General features: G+C 74.0%; 13 protein-coding genes and 1 pseudogene. 3 read left to right on the top strand and 11 right to left on the bottom strand.

The features are described from left to right. The first annotated feature begins 1 nt into the window (after window position 1). Window positions 2-1,306, top strand: a complete 1,305-nt coding sequence (locus tag OV079_RS47470) for a protein kinase domain-containing protein (RefSeq protein ID WP_267776714.1) — start codon at window positions 2-4, stop codon at window positions 1,304-1,306. Continuing rightward, the gene (locus OV079_RS47465; protein WP_267776713.1) at window positions 1,303-3,030 is read left to right on the top strand and encodes a penicillin-insensitive murein endopeptidase; all 1,728 of its coding nucleotides are present in this window, start codon (window positions 1,303-1,305) and stop codon (window positions 3,028-3,030) included. The genes OV079_RS47470 and OV079_RS47465 overlap by 4 nt, the downstream gene beginning before the upstream one ends. Window positions 3,031-3,196: 166 nt before the next feature. On the opposite strand, the gene OV079_RS47460 is transcribed toward OV079_RS47465, so the two are convergent. From OV079_RS47460 to OV079_RS47425, 9 genes and pseudogenes are all read right to left on the bottom strand, one after another. Further along, window positions 3,197-5,665, bottom strand: coding sequence for a VIT domain-containing protein (locus tag OV079_RS47460; protein ID WP_267776712.1), 2,469 nt, complete (start codon window positions 5,663-5,665; stop codon window positions 3,197-3,199). 120 nt (window positions 5,666-5,785) lie between these two features. Next, the gene (locus OV079_RS56825) at window positions 5,786-8,644 is read right to left on the bottom strand and encodes a WD40 repeat domain-containing protein (RefSeq protein ID WP_267776711.1); all 2,859 of its coding nucleotides are present in this window, start codon (window positions 8,642-8,644) and stop codon (window positions 5,786-5,788) included. Between the two features lie 89 nt (window positions 8,645-8,733). Beyond that, window positions 8,734-9,006, bottom strand: a pseudogene (locus OV079_RS59785) (FHA domain-containing protein); the annotation flags it as partial. After that, entirely contained in the window at window positions 9,003-9,845 is an 843-nt protein-coding gene (locus tag OV079_RS47450; RefSeq protein WP_267776710.1) for an OmpA family protein, read from the bottom strand. The pseudogene OV079_RS59785 and the gene OV079_RS47450, both read right to left, overlap by 4 nt. Window positions 9,846-10,037: 192 nt before the next feature. Then, on the bottom strand, window positions 10,038-10,241 hold the full coding sequence (locus OV079_RS47445; protein ID WP_267776709.1) for a hypothetical protein: 204 nt from the start codon (window positions 10,239-10,241) through the stop codon (window positions 10,038-10,040). Between the two features lie 54 nt (window positions 10,242-10,295). Further along, window positions 10,296-11,009: a DsbA family protein gene (locus OV079_RS47440; protein WP_267776708.1), complete on the bottom strand. Its 714-nt coding sequence runs from the start codon at window positions 11,007-11,009 to the stop codon at window positions 10,296-10,298. An 8-nt stretch (window positions 11,010-11,017) separates the two neighbouring features. Beyond that, window positions 11,018-11,260 (bottom strand): hypothetical protein, encoded by a 243-nt coding sequence (locus OV079_RS47435; RefSeq protein WP_267776707.1) that lies wholly within the window; start codon window positions 11,258-11,260, stop codon window positions 11,018-11,020. Then, entirely contained in the window at window positions 11,257-12,024 is a 768-nt protein-coding gene (locus tag OV079_RS47430; protein ID WP_267776706.1) for a hypothetical protein, read from the bottom strand. Before OV079_RS47430 ends, OV079_RS47435 begins: the two co-directional genes overlap by 4 nt. Window positions 12,025-12,442: 418 nt before the next feature. Beyond that, window positions 12,443-13,246: a hypothetical protein gene (locus OV079_RS47425; protein WP_267776705.1), complete on the bottom strand. Its 804-nt coding sequence runs from the start codon at window positions 13,244-13,246 to the stop codon at window positions 12,443-12,445. Between the two features lie 75 nt (window positions 13,247-13,321). On the opposite strand from OV079_RS47425, the gene OV079_RS47420 reads away from it, so the two are divergent. After that, window positions 13,322-13,774, top strand: coding sequence for a hypothetical protein (locus OV079_RS47420; protein ID WP_267776704.1), 453 nt, complete (start codon window positions 13,322-13,324; stop codon window positions 13,772-13,774). Between the two features lie 2,752 nt (window positions 13,775-16,526). Here the strand turns inward: OV079_RS47420 and OV079_RS59780 are convergent. Both OV079_RS59780 and OV079_RS47415 read right to left on the bottom strand, forming a co-directional pair. Further along, window positions 16,527-16,820: a protein kinase domain-containing protein gene (locus tag OV079_RS59780; RefSeq protein ID WP_420829459.1), complete on the bottom strand. Its 294-nt coding sequence runs from the start codon at window positions 16,818-16,820 to the stop codon at window positions 16,527-16,529. Then, a complete protein-coding gene (locus tag OV079_RS47415; RefSeq protein WP_267776702.1) occupies window positions 16,778-17,314 on the bottom strand; it encodes a serine/threonine-protein kinase in 537 nt (178 codons plus the stop codon). Before OV079_RS47415 ends, OV079_RS59780 begins: the two co-directional genes overlap by 43 nt. Window positions 17,315-17,627: the final 313 nt, after the last annotated feature.

Here is a 17,627-nt window from a genome sequence, read left to right as displayed (position 1 = left end):
GATGAACCAGGCCCACCGCCACGCGTCGCTCGTCGGGACCACGCTCGGGGACTACGAGCTCTCGGCTCCCCTCGGGGGTGGTCCCTGGGGTCACGTGTTCCTGGCCAAGCACCGGGAGCGGGACTTCGCGTGCGCGGTGAAGGTCTTCGACGGCGACCGCTGCGGCGCCGCGGCGCTGCGGCGCGTCGCCGAGGTCGGGCGGGCCGCGGCCGCGCTCCCGGACGCGCGGGCGATCCCGCTGTACGAGGCCCGCGTCGACGGCCCGGACGCTTTCTTCGCGCTCGAGCTCGCCGCCGGCGAGAGCCTCGAGAGCGTGCGTCGCCGCGGCGACCGGCTCGCGTGGTCGCAGGCTCGCGGCATCTTCCTGCAGGTGTCGGCCGCGCTCGCCGCTGCCGACCACGCGGGGCTCGTCCACGGCAACCTCAAGCCCAGCAACATCCGGATCTCCACGGACCCGGCGGGTCAGGTCCGCGTGCGCCTGCTGGACTGGGGCCTGGCTCAGCTCCGCGGCGAGCGCGAGGACGAGGGCACGCGCATCGACGCCGACCTCGCGGTGGTCTATCAGGCGCCCGAGCAGCTCCAGGGCTCGCCGCCCGCGCACGCGACCGATCTGTACGTGCTCGGGCTCGTCCTCTTCGAGGCGCTCACCGGGCAGCGCCCGTTCCAAGGTCCGCCCAACGTGGTGGCCATGCAGCACCTGCACGCCGCGCCGCCGTCACCGCGCACTCTGGCGCCCGAACTGCCCGCCGAGGCCGAGAGCTTGCTGCTGGCGCTGCTCGACAAGGAGCCGCGGCGTCGCGTCGCGGTCGCCGCGGCCCATCGCCCGGCGCCTGTCGACAGCGACGACGGCGACATCGTCACCGAGGTGTTCCAGCGCTCACGGCACGCCTCCGGAGAGCTGACGGCGGCCACCGCCACGCTGCCCTCGCGCATGCGGAGGCAACAAGCCGAGACCGTCGTGCTCCACTTGCAGCCCCAGGCCCAGCCGCAGGACGACGGCGCGGTCACGGTCATCATCCCGGCGACGCAGGGCCAGTACATCCTCGAGACCGACCCGGGCGTGCCGGCGCAGCCGGTCAGCGAGGTCACCTCGGTCGTCAACAACCCGAGCGCGACCGTGTTCGTCAAGCAGATGCCGCCCATGCTCCTGCGCCCGCCCTCCGCGCCCGTCGCTTCGCCCGCGCCCGCCTGGCAGCGCTGGCTGAAGGGGCCCTGGACGCTCGAGAAGAAGCTCATCACCATCAACATCCTGTTCGGCCTCGTCATCCTCGCAGGCCTCGGCCTGTTCGCCGCCTCCCGCCCGTGACCCACTGGGGCGACAGCTTCGCCAGCGACGCCACCGTCCTGCGGCACCTCGGCCGCGACGGCCAGGAGCGCTTCATCTCCCTCGTCGGCCGGCGCGAGCTCAAGATCGGCAGCTCGCGCGAGTCGGACCTCGTGCTCGACGGCCCCGACGTCGCCGCCGTGCATTGCCGGATCTACGAGCAACAGGGCCGGCTCACCCTCGTCGACCGCGGCTCGACCGCGGGGACCCTCATCAACGGCCTGCGCTGCATCCAGCCCACCGTCCTGCGCGAGGGCGACCGGATCGGCATCGGCTACCACCTGCTGCAGGTCATGCCCCGCCGCGCGCACCTCGGGACCGAGGCGATCGCCGAGCAGATGGCGGTCGAGCCGCACGAGTGGAGCGCCGGCGAGGCCACCGTGGCGCTTCAGTTCGCGCAGCAGCTCTGCCAGGCCGCCGCCGCATGGGAGGCGCGGCGCCGGCCCGCGCGGCTCTTGCTGGCGGGCGAGCGCCTCGTCCGCGCAGTGGGGCTCGCGGGCCGGCCCGAGCAGCTCGAGCCGTGGCTCGCGGCCAGCGCGGCGCGACGGCGCCGTCATCAGGGCCTGCGCTGGCTGCTCGCGGGGTTCGTGCCGGGCGCCCTCGTCGCAGCGCTGCTCGCCGGGCCGAGCCTGGGCGCGGCAGGTCCCGCCGACGCCCCCGCCCCCGCGACGCCGCTCCCCGAGCTAGCCGCGGACGACGAGACCTCGCCTGGCCCGCCGAGCCTGCACTGCCGGCCGATCACCCATCCAGTCGCGGCGCACGAGACCCTCGACGAGATCGCCGCGCGCTACGACGTCGACCCGCGCCGCCTCGCCGCCGACAACGACCTCAGCCCGGGCGCCGCCCTCACGCCTGGCCAGGCCATCGCGGTCTGCACCACACGACCCGTGACCCGGCGCAGCCCCGGCCGCGTCGAAGTCGGGCCCGGCGACACGTGGGAGAGCGTCGCCCGGCGCCACGGCATGACCCTCGACGAGCTCCGCCGCCTCAACCCCCGCCGCCCAGCGACCCTCGCCGCGGGCGACGTGGTCGACGTCTGGACCGACCCCAGCCAGCTGCCCGCGGTCCGTGACCTCGCCACCCCCGAGACCCCGAGCGGCGGCCGGTCCGAGGGCACCCCCGGCGAGGGCGAGTTGAAGGACGGCGTGACCCTCCACGCCACCGACTTCTTCGACGTCCGCTGCACCCGCCACGCGGTCGCCTCGTCGCACACGCTGCATCAGCTGCAGACCGCGATGGTGCGCCTGCGCGAGGTCTACAACTATCACGGGCAGATCGTCGTCGGCGACCTGAGCAAGCAGGACGGCGGCGGCTACGGTCGTCACCTGTCCCATCAGTCAGGTCGAGACGTCGACATCTGGCTGCCGATCGAGCACGGCGTCTACCGCAGCGACGCGCAGCGCTGCGCGCACTGCGGCACGACGTGGTGCCGACCGCAGCCGATCGAGGTCGATTGGGACGCCGCGTTCCGCCTCGTGCAGGCGCTGCACGACACCGGGGCGGTCCAGAACGTCTTCCTCGATCGCGCGCTCCACCCGGCGCTCCGCGACGCCGCCCAGCGCGCCGGCCTGTCCCCGAGCGACATCGACCGCATGGTCCAGCCGCGCGCCGGCATCCCCGCCGTCGTCACCCACAGCGACAACCACGAGCACCACGTCCACGTCCGCTTCCGCTGCGGCCCCGAAGACGCCGGCTGCCGCCAGTGACGCCGACGGTGCTCGTGCTCGTGTGTCGGCCTGACTGAGCGGACAGGCGCAGGCGAGCACGAGGAGGACGGGCCAGGACGTCCGGAGCATTCGTTTCAGTAGCCACGGCGGGGCAGGGCGATCGGCCTCGCGCGGTGGCGTGTTCGGGATTCGTCCGGCGAGCTTCTCAGCCGAGGCTGACCTTGTGCGTCTCGCGGAACGGCCAGTCGCCGCTCGGAAGCATCAATTGCCAGGCCGCCTCGACGAGGCACTCGTCCATGCCCTTGCCGCGGGCGCTCGTCGCCAGGACGTCCACGATCTCGACGCCGGTCGTCTCGAGCTCGAGCTCGACCTTCCAGCCGCTCGCCGGTTTGTGCGCGGCGACGCAGCGCTCGACGGCGGGGGCCAGGAGGCTCTCGAATGAGGGCAACGGCGCCCCGCCGGACCCGCCCCCGCCCCCGCCGGCACCGACCATGCCGAGCCCGCCAACGCCGAACGACTCGCCGATCTCCTCGCCGAGCAGGCCCTCGGTCGACGGACGGACGCCGGGCTCCGTGGCGAGGTACGAGGTGACCGGCGAGACCGCGCGGCCGGCGAACGCGACGCGCAGCATCTCCTCCTTCGTCAGCTCGTCATGCTCGTCCTCGGAGAACACGAACGCGGCGGTCGCGGCGTCGAAGCCCGGCTCGTGGCGGACGACCCTGCGGAACGGGGTCGCCCAGATCTTGCCGGTGATGACGACGCTGCGCGTCGGGTCTTTCGCGCCGGTCATCGCCCGATATCCCGCCCCCTCGCGCAGCGTCTCGGGCACCTCCTGCGCCTCGGACAGGTCGACGCCGCGGATCGCGAAGTGGTCGATGGCGATCGGCCGCACGAGCCCGAGCACCGTCTTCGCCAGCGCCTTGTCGCCCTCGGGGGCCGACACGGCGAACAGCACGCCTCGATGGCCGTCGACGATCGGCGCCAGGTCGTGCGCGTCGTCGCGGCGGATCCACGCCTCGCTGTCCTCCTCGGGGATCACGAGGTGAGTGATCGTCGCGCCCGGCGCCTGCGCGAGCGCCGGGTCGGCCAGCGCGTTGCGGAAGCGGGTGCGCAGCAGCGCGTCGGTCAGCGCGACGATCCGCGTCGGCCCGTGGCGGCCCTGCAATGCGGTCGCGGCGAGCCCCAGGCCCTCCTCGAGCGCGCTGCCGTTGCCGCCGGTCAGCGTCCCGGCGGCGCGCGCCTTGGCCAGCGCGGCCGCGAAGTCCTTCGCCGCGACGAACTGCCCGAACGCGCGGCGGGCCGTCCGGTCGAACACGACCAGCTCGACCGACGCGTCGGGCACGTGCGACAGATAGGCCTCGACGATCCGCAGCTGCGCCGCGGTCTCCGCCTCGGGCACCGAGCGCGACACGTCGAGCACGAACACGACCGACGCGCGGCGCGGCAGCTCGCGCAGGCGCGGCGCGGCGTCGATCTCGAGACGGGTGAAGCCGTGCTCGGCCGAGGCGACGACGCGGCCGAGGCGAGCGGCCAACGTAGAGAGCGGCGGCGGCTCGACCTCGATCACGACGTGGTCGCCGTTGCCGTCGCCGTCGGGCGCGTCGGGGATGAAGCGCGGCAGGCCGACCGCGGTCGCGCGGATCGGCGCCGCGCCGGCCTTGGCCGGGGTCAGCGTCAGCGACCAGGCGTCGAGGCTGCCGACGTCGAAGCCGGCGTGATCGGAGACGACCAGGTGCCACGCGCCGAGCGACGACATGCCCTTTGGGACAGGTTCATTCGTGCTCTTCGGCGCCGGCGCGGGCAGGTCGAGCTTGAACGTGCCGCGGATGTCGTTGCTGCCGCTGTTACCGCGGGTGACCTCGACGTGCTCGCCGGCGGGCGTGACGAGGTGGACCCGCAGGTCGGCGGAGAAGGTGTGGTCGATCTCGAGGTTGACCTCGGCGGCGAGCACCGGTTCGTCGCGCTCGATCTCGAGGCGGCTGAACACGTATCCCGCTCCCGGATCGGGCTCGCCGTCGCCGACCCACTCGGGCTTCGGCGGCGGCGCGAGCACGACCGCGGCATCGGGCGCGACGCGGTTCCCGCTGACGCGGACGACCGTGCGCGCGTCGCCGTGGCCCGGGTCGACGCGCAAGATCGGCGTCGCCAGCGGCAGCGTACCTTCGGTGCTCGCGCTGGGCCGCGGATACGTGATCACGTAGCGGCCGTCGCGGTACTCGAGCGGGGCGGTCAGCGTGTACTCGACGGTGTGGACGGTGCCCGCCAGCACCGGGAACACCCGCAGGTGCACCGAGTCGGCCCACACCCACTGCAGCAGCGCCGGGTCCTTCGCCTCCCACGCGCCGATGCCGGTCAGCTCGCGGTACTTGGCGAGCGCCTCCTCGGCCTCCATCAATTCACCGGTGTACCAGCGGTCGCGAGCGCGGATCCGCAAGCCGGTCACCGCCGCGCCGTGGGCGAGGTCGATGCGCAACGCCGCCTCCTCGGCCCGCGTGCCGGCGTTGGCGAAGGTCCGGCGCACGCCGTAACGGGCGATCCCGTCCTCGATCCGCACCGTCGCCTCGTGCGACACCTCGGTCAGCGGCTGCCCGCGGGCGGACGCCAGCCGGTCGGCCGCGGCCGACGCGGGCAAGAGGGTCGCTAGCACGGCGAGGAGCACGGCGGTGCGCTGCATGGGCGCAGAGACAATCACCGCGTCGCCAAGTTCTCCGGCCGCACACGCGCGCCGCTCGGGGCGGGCTCGGCCATCCTGGCGACACCGCGCCTGCTCCCGTCGTGGCTCCTGCCAGCGAGCCTACGCGCCCTCGAGCGTCGGGCACAGCCGCCGTCGCTCCGCGGTCGGCAGGTGCTGCGTCCACTCCTCCGCGCGAAGCCCCCGCCCGTTCGTCGCGCACACCAGCTGCACCAGCCCCTCGGCGCGCAGCGGCCACACCCGCACCGTACCGTCGTCGCTCGCGGTGACCGCGAAGCGTCCCTGAGTATCGGTGAGGAGGCGCGTGACGGGGCCCGTGTGCCCGAGCAGGTCCATGTCCCGCTCGCCGCGCCACAGCACGACCCGTGGATCGAGCGCGGCCGACACCACGACCTCGGGGTCCGCGCCGAAGCCGATCCCGGAGACCGGCCGCGAATGCGTCGCTCGCACGCGCGCCGACTCCCGCTCCTCCGGGTGCATGACGATCACCTCCCCGAACGCGTTGCCGATCGCCAGCTTCCCCCGCGTCGAGAAGCTCAGGGCCACCACCCCGCCCGAGCTCGTGTACGGCGCCGTCGCCACGAACGCGCCCTGCTCGAGCTTCCACGTGTACACCCGCCCGTCGCCGTAACCGATCGCCAGGCGGCCCCCCTGCGCGTCGAACACCAGCTGCCCCGTCAGCGACGACCCCTTGCTCTCGAGCACCCCCGGCTCGGCCGCCCCACCCTCGCCGAGCGGCCAGGTGTACAGCACGCGCTGCTTCTCCCCGACCTTCGCGCTGACCGCCACGTGCGCCGCCGACACCGCCAGCGCCTCGAGCTCGCCGCCCACCGTCCACTCCGCCCCCGCCAGCATGACGCCCTTCCCCGCGTCGTGGCGCCACTCCTTGACCCTGCCGTCGCTGCCGGCCGTGATGAGCGCGCGCCCCTCGTCGCTCCAGCCCGCGAAGCGCACGAGGTCGTGCCGCACCGACATCGCCGCGCCGCCTGCCCGCGAGCCGAGATCCCAGACCACCACCTCGCCCTCGCCGACCCCGGCCAGCCAGTGCCCGTCGCTGCTGATCGCCAGCGACTGGATCGGGCTCCGCACCGAGAACTTGGCCAGCGGCGCCACGGCCGCGGTCGCCTCGCCGTCGATCGTGTACACCCGCACCGTCTGATCGGCCCCCGCGCTGGCCAGGATCCGCCCCGCCGGATCGACCACGACGTCGCGGATCCGGCTGCGGTGATCGCTGCGGACGTGCGCCCCGCGACCGCCGTCGCCGAACAGGTCCCACACCCGCACCGTGCCGTCGAGCCCGCCGGTCACCAGCGTCGATTGTTGCCCCGCCGCGGCCATCACGGTCACCGCCCGCTGGGCGTCGAGCCGCAGCAGCGGCTTGCGTTGCTTGTGCAGCAGATCCCACACCTCGGCGATGCCCGCCTCGCCGACCGTGATCGCCCGCTGCCCCGCCACCACCAGCTGCCGCGGCGGCTCCGCCAGCGCCTCGAAGCGCACGCTCTGATACAGCTCTTGCTGCCGCTGCGGCGCCCCGAGATCGAAGTACACCAGCTCGCGGTCGGCCGTCGCCGCCAGCGCGCCGTCGGTCTCGGGCACGAACGCCACCGCCGCGATCGGGCTCTGGAACGGCTCCCGCACCCGCTGGCCCCGCGACAGCTGCTGCGGCCGCCACAGAAACAGCTGCCCCACCTTGTCGCCCGTCAACAGGCGATCGCCCTTGCGGCTGATCGCCAGCGCCGTCACGCCCTCGGTCGCCAGCGCTTGCGGGTCCGACAGTCGCCCCGCCGCGGTCGACCACACCTGCACCCGTCCGCCCGCGAGCGCGACCAGGCGCCGGCCGTTGCCGTCGAACGCGAGCGTCTCGATCGGCGCCGCGACCTGCCTCGGCTCCCCGAGCGGCTCGCCCGTCGCCGCTCCGCGCAACGACCACAGGCGCAGCACCCCGCGCTCGTCCCCCGACGCCAGCAACTGGCTCCCGGGGTCGATCGCCAGCGCCGAGATGCGGTCGCGGTGCTGCGACAGCGTCGTCCTGGACTCCGGCGGCCACACCTTCGCGTCGAAGATCTCGATCTCGCCCGACGCGCCGCCCGTCACCAACCACTGTTCGTCCTCGCTCCACGCCACCGCCTTCGCGCGAACCTCGAGCTCCCTCGGACCGCCCCCGCCCTCGAGATCCCAGACCCACACCTCGCCCTCGCTGCCGACCGTGACCGCGAGGCGGCCCTGCGCCTGCACGCTCGCGGCCGCCACCGCGCTCGCGTGCGACCGGCTCAAGATCCGGCTGCTCTGCCCGGCCAGGCGGCGACGGAGCTCCCGCTCGGCCCGCGCGGTCGCCAGGCAACCGCCGTCCTCCGCGACCTGCACCGCCAGCGCCGCGATCAGCAGCGCCGCCGCGTCGTCGGCGACCGCATCCGCCTGCCCGACCATCTGGTCCGCCTCGGACTGCACATTCGTCTGACAGCGCCGGATCCCCGGCTCCGCCTGCGCCTGCCGGTCGAAGCGGAGCCCCTCCGCGAACACGTGGGCCGTCCCCGCGCCGCCGAGCACCGCCGCGCCGAGCCACCCCGCCGCGAAGCCCACGCGCTGCCACTGGTAGCGCCGCGCCCGCGCGCTCGCGTCGAGGTACACCCGCACCAGCGCCCCCGCGCCGCCGAGCGAGCCCCCGCCGCGCAGCCACGCCCGCCCGCGCCGCACCAGCGCCCCGTCGCGCAGCAGCTCGCGCGACGGTCGCCCGAGCTCGTCCCACCGGCGCGCCTGCGCGACGATCGGCGACATGTCCTCCGGGACATGTGATTGCCCCTCGACCGGCTCTTCCACCGGCGCCCGCCCCGGCTCCTTCGCCCCCGCCGACTCCGCCCGAGCTTTCGCCGGCTCCTTCGTCCCCGCCGACTCCGCCCGCTCCGGCACCAGCACAGCCGGTTGCTTCGGCGCCGGCACGGCCTGCGCCGGCTGCGGCGGCACGACATCGCGGATCTCCCCGCCCGCGCCGGCTCGTGGTTCCCGATCGTGACATCGGCGAGCAGGCGCAGCTCGCAGTTCCCGAAGCGGACCACCGCGCCCGGCGAGAGCCTCGTGACGCCCGCGATCCGCCGCCCGTCGACGAACGTCCCGCTGCGCTCGCTGAGCCCCTCCACGCACACCACCTCCCCGGTGCGCGTGAATCGGCACTGCTGGCGCGACACATCCGGATAGGCCAGCACCCACGTCGCCTGGTCGGGGCCGGCGGCGCCCGGCTCCCGACCGACCGTCACCACCGACTGGGAGAACACCCGCGTCTCGGCCGGACCGGCCGCACCCTTACGCTCGAAGATCAAGCGGATCATGGTCTCGTCTCCGTCTCCGTCCACCGCCCGCGCAACGCCGGCAGCGGGTTGAACTCATGGCCGTCGCACGGGATCGGCACCACGAACGTCACCCGGTTGAGCATGTGACTCACCCTCGTGAACTCCGCCTCGCTCAAGGAAGCGAGGTCGAACTCCGGCCGCTGCAGGCTCGCCAACGCCTCGACGGCCGCCGCGTCCGCTGCGATCGGCGGCGCCCGCATGCGCTGCCGCATCGCGTGCATCGACAGCGTGAAGTCGGCCGCCAGTCCCCAGGGAAAGATCTGCCGGTGCCCGGGCCCGAGCAGCTCCACCAGGATCCCCTCCACCAGCTTCGCCCGCCGCTCCGCCAGCTCGCGGTTCTCGTCCTCCCCGCCGCTCACGCTCGCCCGGCCGATCACCAGGATCAGCCGCGCCGCCCGCAGCGCCTCCGCGTGCGTCGCGATCGCCTCCGCGTAGCCGCGCCGCACCGCCGCGTTGGGCCACGTCCCGCGCCCGTCCGGCAGCCCGTTGGGAAAGAACACCGAGAACGCCCCCGGCATCGTCATCACCAGCTCCTCGAAGCGCGCGTCGGACTGGCTGATCCGGCTCCACACCTCCGTGCGGCAATTCAGCAGCGTCGCCTCCTGATCGCCGCTCGCCTGCACGCAGCTGCGGCTCAGCGCCTCGAGCGCCCGCTTCACTGTCGGCTCGCGACAGGCCGGCGGGGCCACCGGCAGCTTCTCGACCGGCACGCAGCTCGAGCGATGGCACTCGTTCCCGGGCGTACACTCCAGCCCCACGCAGGACTCCTCGGGCCCGGCCCGCTCGGCGATCCGGACCGCCACGCAGCGATCGGCCACGCACCGCGTCCCCGCCGGGCAAGGCATCGAACCGCGCCGCATCGCACACCGCCGGTTCGTCCGCCCCGCCGAGGGTCTGCTGCACCGCCGGACTGTGCCCCGCCACCCGCAGCACCACCCCCACCGCCACCGGCGCGAGGAACCCCGCCACCAGCAGCCCGACCCGGACCCCGCGCTCGAGCTCGAGAGCGATCACGAATTCTCCTCCCAGCGCCCCCGCGTCAGCCCCGGAAAAACCACCTCGACCGCCATCACGACCCCTCCTCGCAGCGCCCGCGCGCCAGCCAGCTCGACGGCCGCGGAAACACCACCTCGACCACCATCACGGCCCCTCCCCCCGGCGCCGCGCGACAGCCAGCTCGACGGCCGCGGAAACACCACCTCGACCACCATCACGGCCCCTCCCCCCGGCGCCCACGCCAGTCTCGGAAAACACCACCTCGACCGCCATCACGACCCCTCCTCACAGCGCCCGCGCGCCAGACACATCGACAGCGTCCGCAGCACCTCCGCCGTGACATCCCCCGCGAATGGAGCTACCCGATCGGGCTCGCCCGCGCGCCGGAGAAACCCTCCCGGCGCCTGCGCCAGCCCCCGCGCCGCCGCGAACGCCACCTGCTCGGCCACGCGAATCTCGATCTCCCGCGCCTCGGCCACGCACCGCGTCAGCGCCGTCGCGTCGAGCCCGAGCCGCGTCGCCAGCCGCAGCGCCGCCGCCATGTCGCGCTGTCCGGGCGGCGCCCACTGCAGATCGAGCACCTCCCCCGCCAGTACGATACCTGTCCCACGAGACATGTCCTCCGCGCACTCGACCATCCGTGCCGCCGCGCAGCCGAAGCCTCCGCGCTCGCTCCCCGCGCACCCGCCTCGAGGCGCGTGCAGCAAGCGCAACTCGGCCGGCCCGTCGATCAGCAGCCCCTCGGCCACCACGCGCGTCAGCTGAGAAAACACCTGTCGGCTCGCCGGCGACTCGAGATCGACGAACAGCGCCACCTCCCACATCGGCCGCGCCGACCCGTACCGCACCGACGCCTCCGGCAGCACCAGGCGCGGCGCCGGAGGGCTCACCGGCGCCACCTCCTGCGGCGCGCGCAGCAGCAATATCAACACCGCCAGAGCGGCCAGCGACATCAGCCCGGTGAACCCGATCAACACCCCGCGCATGACTCTCCTCAGAATCGCCCGCGGATCCCCAGATACGTCGGACCGCCGATCGGCTCGAGCCGACGCACCGGCTCCGGCCCGCGCCCGACCGCCAGCCGCGTCACGAGCGACACCCCGCCCGCCGCCGCCATTCCGAGTCCCAGCCCGAACATCACCGAGGCCGCCATCTCGCGCGAGCGGTGCGTGTATAGCAATTGCCCGTATTCGGTCCGGTCTGGCGACGATTTGAGCGCGCTCGACGCTTCCGTCAATCTCGCCGCTCCGCGCCGCCCCAGATCGCCCCGGCGATCGCCAGGCCAGCGCCGGCACCGGTCTCGATCGCCAGCGGCAAGCGCCGCCCCGACGCCGCGTTCGTCACCGCGACCCCCAGCGTCCCGCCCCCTGCCGCCAGCACCGCCGCTCCGTCCATCCAGTACGCATAGGAATCCAGCGCCGCCTCGACCTGGTAGACGCCGCCCTCGACAAAGCTCCCGAACGCCCGACCTCGCCCCATCGCCACCCAGCTCGCTCCCCACGCCCCGAGCCCCAGCGACGCAGTCCCTAGCCCGATCCCGAGCCCTATCCGCGCCCGCGTCACGCGATCGAGCCGCGGCGCGAGCTCCAACACCATCGGCCCCTGCACCCGCACGGGCCGCTCCACCGTCTCGCGCCCTGGCGCCCGCAGCGTCACTCGCCATCGTCCCGGAGCGATGCTCATCTGCATCGTCGCCCGCTCGACCGGCACCACGATCGCCGAACCCGCTTCGGCACGCAGCTCGAGCCGCGCCCCTGGACCTGCCGCCCGCGCGGGTCGCACCGACACCGCCAGCGGCACGGGCGCGACCTCGGGCCGCGCACTCGTCCTCACCAGCCGGTCTCTCCCGATCACCAGCCGCTCCGTCCCCGGCACCTCGAAGGTCTGCACGGTGCCGTCGCGCGCCAGCAGGCGCCACGTCCCTGGCTCGAGGTGGACGACCCCGTCCCCGCCGGGCCAATCGATCCGCAGCACGTCCGGTCGTCCGCCGAGCAGCAGCACCAGCTCTCGCCGGCGACTCGGCCGCGATCGTAACCACCCGCGTCATCAGCCCCTGCAGACGCGCCGCCGCCCCGGGGCGCTCCGACGCCTGCTCCGGCGCCCGCGCGAGGTACTGCTGATACAGCCGGACCGCGTGCGAAGCGTGCCCTGCTCCCTCCCGCGCCTGCGCCGCGAACAGCAGCACGCGCAGATCGCCGGACTTCGCCCAGCAAGTCTCCGCCGAGCGCGCCGCGTCGACGTGGCGGCCCTCCTCGAACGCGCGGATCACCGGACCGCTGCACGCGGGGAGCGGCTCTCCCGCCAAAACCAGCATCATGCCTAACCACGCCGCGGCCGTCACCGATCGCCTCCCTGCTGCGCGCGCCTCACATCACAAAGACCTCGCATCTGCCTCACTCGATCCGGAATTCTCGTTCGATCACCACGGGAGCCGGATTGGCGCCCACCCCCGCTGGCGCAGCGCCTCGAGGATGCATTGTTTCACCTCGGGCGGCATCGGCCGGTACGAGGCTTTGCTGCGACGCGTCTCCACCACCCGTGGCTCGCGCCGCGGCGGCACGATCTCGAGCGTCACTGCCAGCGCGTACACCCCCGCTCCCATCAGCACCCGCCCCCGCGCGCACACCTCGACCGTCGTCTGGAAGTCCGCCAGGGCTCGAATCAACTGTTGCCGGGTCCGCTGCACCGCCCCCGGATCGATCCCCTCGTTCGGCCCGGTCGACCCGACCGCCCCTTCGCCGGTCTTCGCCACCTCCTCGTCCGCCCGACCCTGACCCGGCACCCCCGGCACGACCATCCCCGTGTTCGCGGCAGCCAGCGCCTTCTCGACCTCCTTCGTGCTCGCCCCCGTCGGCGGCTCCCCCGTCCTCGTATTCCCCACCGGCAGCAGTTCGCCCGTCCTCGTGCGTCCAGCCGCGCCCGTCCTCGTGTTCCCCACTGGCAGCAGTTCGCCACCCCCAGGGCTCGCGGCGCGCAGCGCCTCCTCGACCGTCTTCGTATTCCCAGCCGACAGCGGGCCGGTCGCCCCCGTATCCCCAGTCGACGGCGGCGCGACTGTCCCCGCATTCGCGGCCGAATGCAAACCGACGGTCTCCATGTTCGCAGCCATGGGCGGCGCGACCGTCCCTGTATGCGCGCCCGACAGCGGCCCGCCCGCCCCCTTGTTCGCAGCGGGCAGCGCCCCCTCGACCATCCCCGCATTCGCGCCCGACAGCGCCCCCACCGTCCCCTTGTACCCCCGGACAGCGCCCCCTCGACCATCCCCGCATTCGCGCCCGACAGCGCCCCCACCGTCCCCTTGTACCCCCCGGGCAGCGCCCCCTCGACCATCCCCGCATTCGCGCCCGACAGCGCCCGGACTGCCCCCCCACTCGCGCTCGACGGCCTCGCCTCGACTGCCCTCTCACTCGCGCTCGACGGCCTCGCCTCGACCGCCCCTCCGCTCGCGCCCCAGGGCGGCGCCGCGCCCGAGCTCGAGTGCGCGACCGCGGACCCCCTCCCCACATTCGCCGCCGCCAGCTTCGCCGTCCCGCTCGTCGACGGCGTCACCGACCCTGCATGGGCCCCCGCCGGCGGCCCGCCCCTCCGCGTCGTCGCGCCCGCTGGCGGCCCCACCTTCCGCGTGTTCGCGGCCGACGGAGGCGGCTCGTTCGCCTCGCGGGGCGACCCCTCGTCGACATCCATCTCCTCCTCCGAGGCCCCGGTGGACATGGCCTCGACCCGGATCCGCTCCGGGGCGGCTCCGGCATGAAGCACCACGCCGCGATGATGACTCCGAGCAGCAGCGACGCCGCCACGAGGATCCCGAGGTTCCCTTGCGCCGGCGGCAGGCGCGGATGCGGATTCGACACCGGCACCGGCGTCTCGAGCTCCTGCCCCCATTCGTTGAGCAGGCGATTGCGTCCGGTCGTCGTATTGGCGACCCCCTGGCCGCCGCCCGGCTCGGTGACCACCGACGGCTCCTCCCCGATCGCGCCCGCCACCGCCGCCGGTCGTTGCTCCTGCAACGACCCCTGCGCGCTGAACGTCTCGGAGCGAGACAGCCGCGGGCTCTCGTCCCCCGTCGGCGATCGCCGCCCCCGGCCGATGGGCTTCGGAGGCGCGATCCAGGGCTCCTTCGCGCCGCTCGGACGCGAATCCGCCTCCCGCCCCCCCTCGTGCCCGACCTGCCCCGGAGCCCGCTGCGGCCCCTCCGGCATCTTCGCCTCCGGAGCCCGCTGCAGCCCCTCCGGCATCTTCGCCTCCGGAGCCCGCTGCGGCCCCTCCGGCATCTTCGCCTCCGGAGCCCGCTGCGGCCCCTCCGGCATCTTCGCCTCCGGAGCCCGCTGCGGCCCCTCCGGCGTCGACCACCCCCGAGCCTTCGCATCCCCCGTTCCGCGCGGACTCGGCTCCGCCCCCCGCGTCTCTCCCTTCGCGGCCAGCGCCTTCGCATCCAGAGCGCGCTGCGGACCCTCCTGCATCGCCCGCCCGGGCGTCTTCACGTCCGCCCCGCGCGGACTCGGCTCCGCCGCCACTTTTCCTGCCGAAACCTTCGCCTCCAGAGCGCGCTGCGGACCCTCCTGCGTCGACCCCCCTGGCGTCTTCGCACCCGCCCCGCGCGGACTCATCTCTGCCGCCCGCCTCTCCTTCCCCCCGGAATCTTCGCATCTGCCGCCCTGTGTAGATTCTCGCCCCCCGCCGGCGTCTTCACATCCGCGCGCCGAATCTCCTCGCCCTCCCCCGGCTCTCGCTTCGGCGCCGGAGCCTTCGCCTCCGAGGCACGCTCCCCGAGCGACCTTCCGAGCAGTGCCCGCAATCCGCCCTTCCACGCTGGCGTCTTCGCCAGGCTGGACGGGCGTTCCTCGGGCGATTTCTCCCCCGGTGCCATCGACACGGCACGAGCCTCACCCGCCCGCGCAGCCGACTCGCCATTCGCTCCCGCCCGGCTCTGCTCGCGGCGAATCTCCTCGAGCCGCGTCTTGACCCACGGGACCGTCTTTGCCCGCGGGCGTGACCCGCCGAGCGCCGGCCCGTTCGCCTCCGATCCCATGTGGGCCCCCCGCCCTTGGGTTCCCAGCGCACGATTCGTCGCTCCGGAGAGCTCGCCTGAGCAGCAAGATCGCCCTCCCGAGGTCCCCCGCTCGGCCCCTTTCCTCGCTCCGCACCGGCGCCCTGGACGGCCCCGGTACCCGGATCACGAGCGCTCGCCGACCCCTTCGCCCCCCCACCGAGACTCTGATCCTTCGCCCCCCCGCGACGCTGGCTCTGCCTGGCCCGATCGCCAGCTTCGCCCGCCTCGCCGGCTCGGTCGACGACCGCGGCCCCATCTGCCCGAGGTCGCGCCAGGGGCCCGGAGTTCGTTTCTCGGCCCCGCCCCCGCCGCGCCAGCACCCTGAGCCGCCCGGGATTCATTTCTCGGCCCCGCCCCCGCCGCGCCCTGAGCCGCCCGGGATTCATTTCTCGACCCCGACCCCTGAGCCGCCGGGGATTCCAGTCTCTGCCCCGGCCCCGCCCCTGCCGCTCCCTGAGCCGCCCCGAGTTCGTTTTTCTGCCCCGGCCCCGCTCCGATCCCCACCCGACCAGCACCCGCGCTCTGGACGGCCCCCACGCGCCCTGCGACCCCTGCAAGCCCGGCCCCGGGTCGCCCCTGAAACTCGCCCTCCTGGGCCGCGCGCGAGCCGAGCCGGGCCGCCTCGGCCGGCGCCCTACCCTCCGGCCCTTCCGCTGGACCGCGCCGGATTCGCGTCGACGCCTCCTCGGCGGACGCCAGCCCTGCCGGCGACCACACGAACTTGCGGCCTCCCTTGCCCCCTCGATCCGCCTCCGCCGGCCCGGCATCGCCCGCTTTCTTCCCCGGCCCCGCGCCCGCCGCCCCCGCATTCTCCCGCTGCCCCGACCCTGCCGACCCCGCATGAGCCGCCACCACGTTCTCTCGCGGCCCCGGCCCCGCACCCGCCGCCATTGCGCTGTCCCGCAGCCTCGGCCCCGCACCAGCCGGCACCGCGCCGTCCCGTTGTCCTGGCCCCGCTCCAGCCCCCACCGCGCCGTCCCGTTGTCCTGGCCCCGCTCCAGCCCCCACCGCGCCGTCCCGTTGTCCTGGCCCCGCTCCAGCCCCCACCGCGCCGTCCCGTTGTCCTGGCCCCGCTCCAGCCCCCACCGCGCCGTCCCGTTGTCCTGGCCCCGCTCCAGCCCCCACCGCGCTGTCCCGTTGTCCTGGCCCCGCTCCAGCCGCCCCGGCGCCAGCCGCCCCCCGCTCTCCCGCTGCCCCGGCCCCCGCCCCGCAGGCCCCGCGCCAGCCGCCACCGCGCCGCCCTGCGGCCCCTCGCGCCCCGGCGGACCCTCCCGCACCGCGGCCTCCTCCGCCGCACGCGGCCCGAACACCGCCTCCCCCCGCAGCCCGTGGACCCGCACCGTCCGCGACTCGGGCGGAAGCAGCGTCTTCGTCTCGGCCACTGCCGCCAATGCCTCACCGAGCTCGCGCACCCCCGCGAATCGCTCTTGCGGCCGCCTGGCCATGCACCGCATCACGAGCGCCTCGATCGCCTCGGACACCTGCGGCGCCCGGGCCCGCAGCGGCGGCGGCTCCTCGAAGGCCGTTTTATAAAGCACAGCGCGCGCGGCTGCCCGTCGTGCGGCAGCTTCCCCGTCACCCCCTGGTACAGGATCACCCCCAATCCATACACATCGGCCCGCGCGTCCACCGGCCCGAACAGCTCCGGCTCGATCGCCTCCGGCGCCGCGTAATGAGCGGTCCCCACGAAGTGCCCGCTCGCCGTCAGGTGAATCGGCTCTTCCTCCCCGGTGTTCGCGCTCGCCACGAACTTGGCGATCCCGAAGTCGAGAATTTGATCATATCCTCGCCCTCGAGCGAATGCTCGAGGCGGAACAGGTTGCTCGGCTTGATGTCGCGGTGCACGATCTGCTGCGAATGGGCCGCCTGCAGCGCCATGCACACCTGCCGGACCATCCCGACCAGCCGGCGCCACGACACAACCTCTCCGCGCCCTCGCAGCCGGCGGAACAGCTCGCTCAGCGCCTCCCCGCGGAGCCGCTCCATCACCAGGTAGAACCGCCCGTCGTCCGTCTCCCCCGTGTCGAGCAGCGTCACGATGTTGGGATGGCTGAGCCGCGCCAGCGCGCTGCTCTCCTGGCGGAACCGCTCGATGATCCCCGGGTCGCGCGAGCAAGCCGCGTTGAGCAGCTTGATCGCCACCTCCCGCCCGAGCCGCCGATCCCGCGCACAATACACCTCGGCCATCCCTCCGGCCCCGAGCCGGTGAAGTAATCTGAAGCGATTGCCGAGTACCGTCATGGCGAGGTCATTTCAGAGTAGCGCCGCGGCGCTGCCGCGGGGAATCAGTAGAAATCAGAACAGCTGTCCTCGCCGGCGTCATGAGCACGGCGACCGGGTTCATGAGCCCTGCGACCTCCGCCCGGTCAGCACTCTCTCCAGCGCAGGGTCCCGACGAGAAACATTCGCAGCGACCTCCGCCAGCCCCAACAAGCCGGTCGCTCCTGGCAGCAGGCCCGCATTTCTTGGGGATATCGTCCCGGCTATCCCGGAAGCCTCCGCGCCGTTGCCGTCCGAAATCCCTGCTATGCCCGTGCGCTTGGAACAGCTCGAT

It is taken from the genome of Nannocystis pusilla (assembly GCF_026626665.1).
Classification (GTDB): Bacteria; Myxococcota_A; Polyangia; order Nannocystales; family Nannocystaceae; genus Nannocystis; species Nannocystis pusilla.
This window is presented reverse-complemented; position numbering and strand designations above follow the sequence as displayed.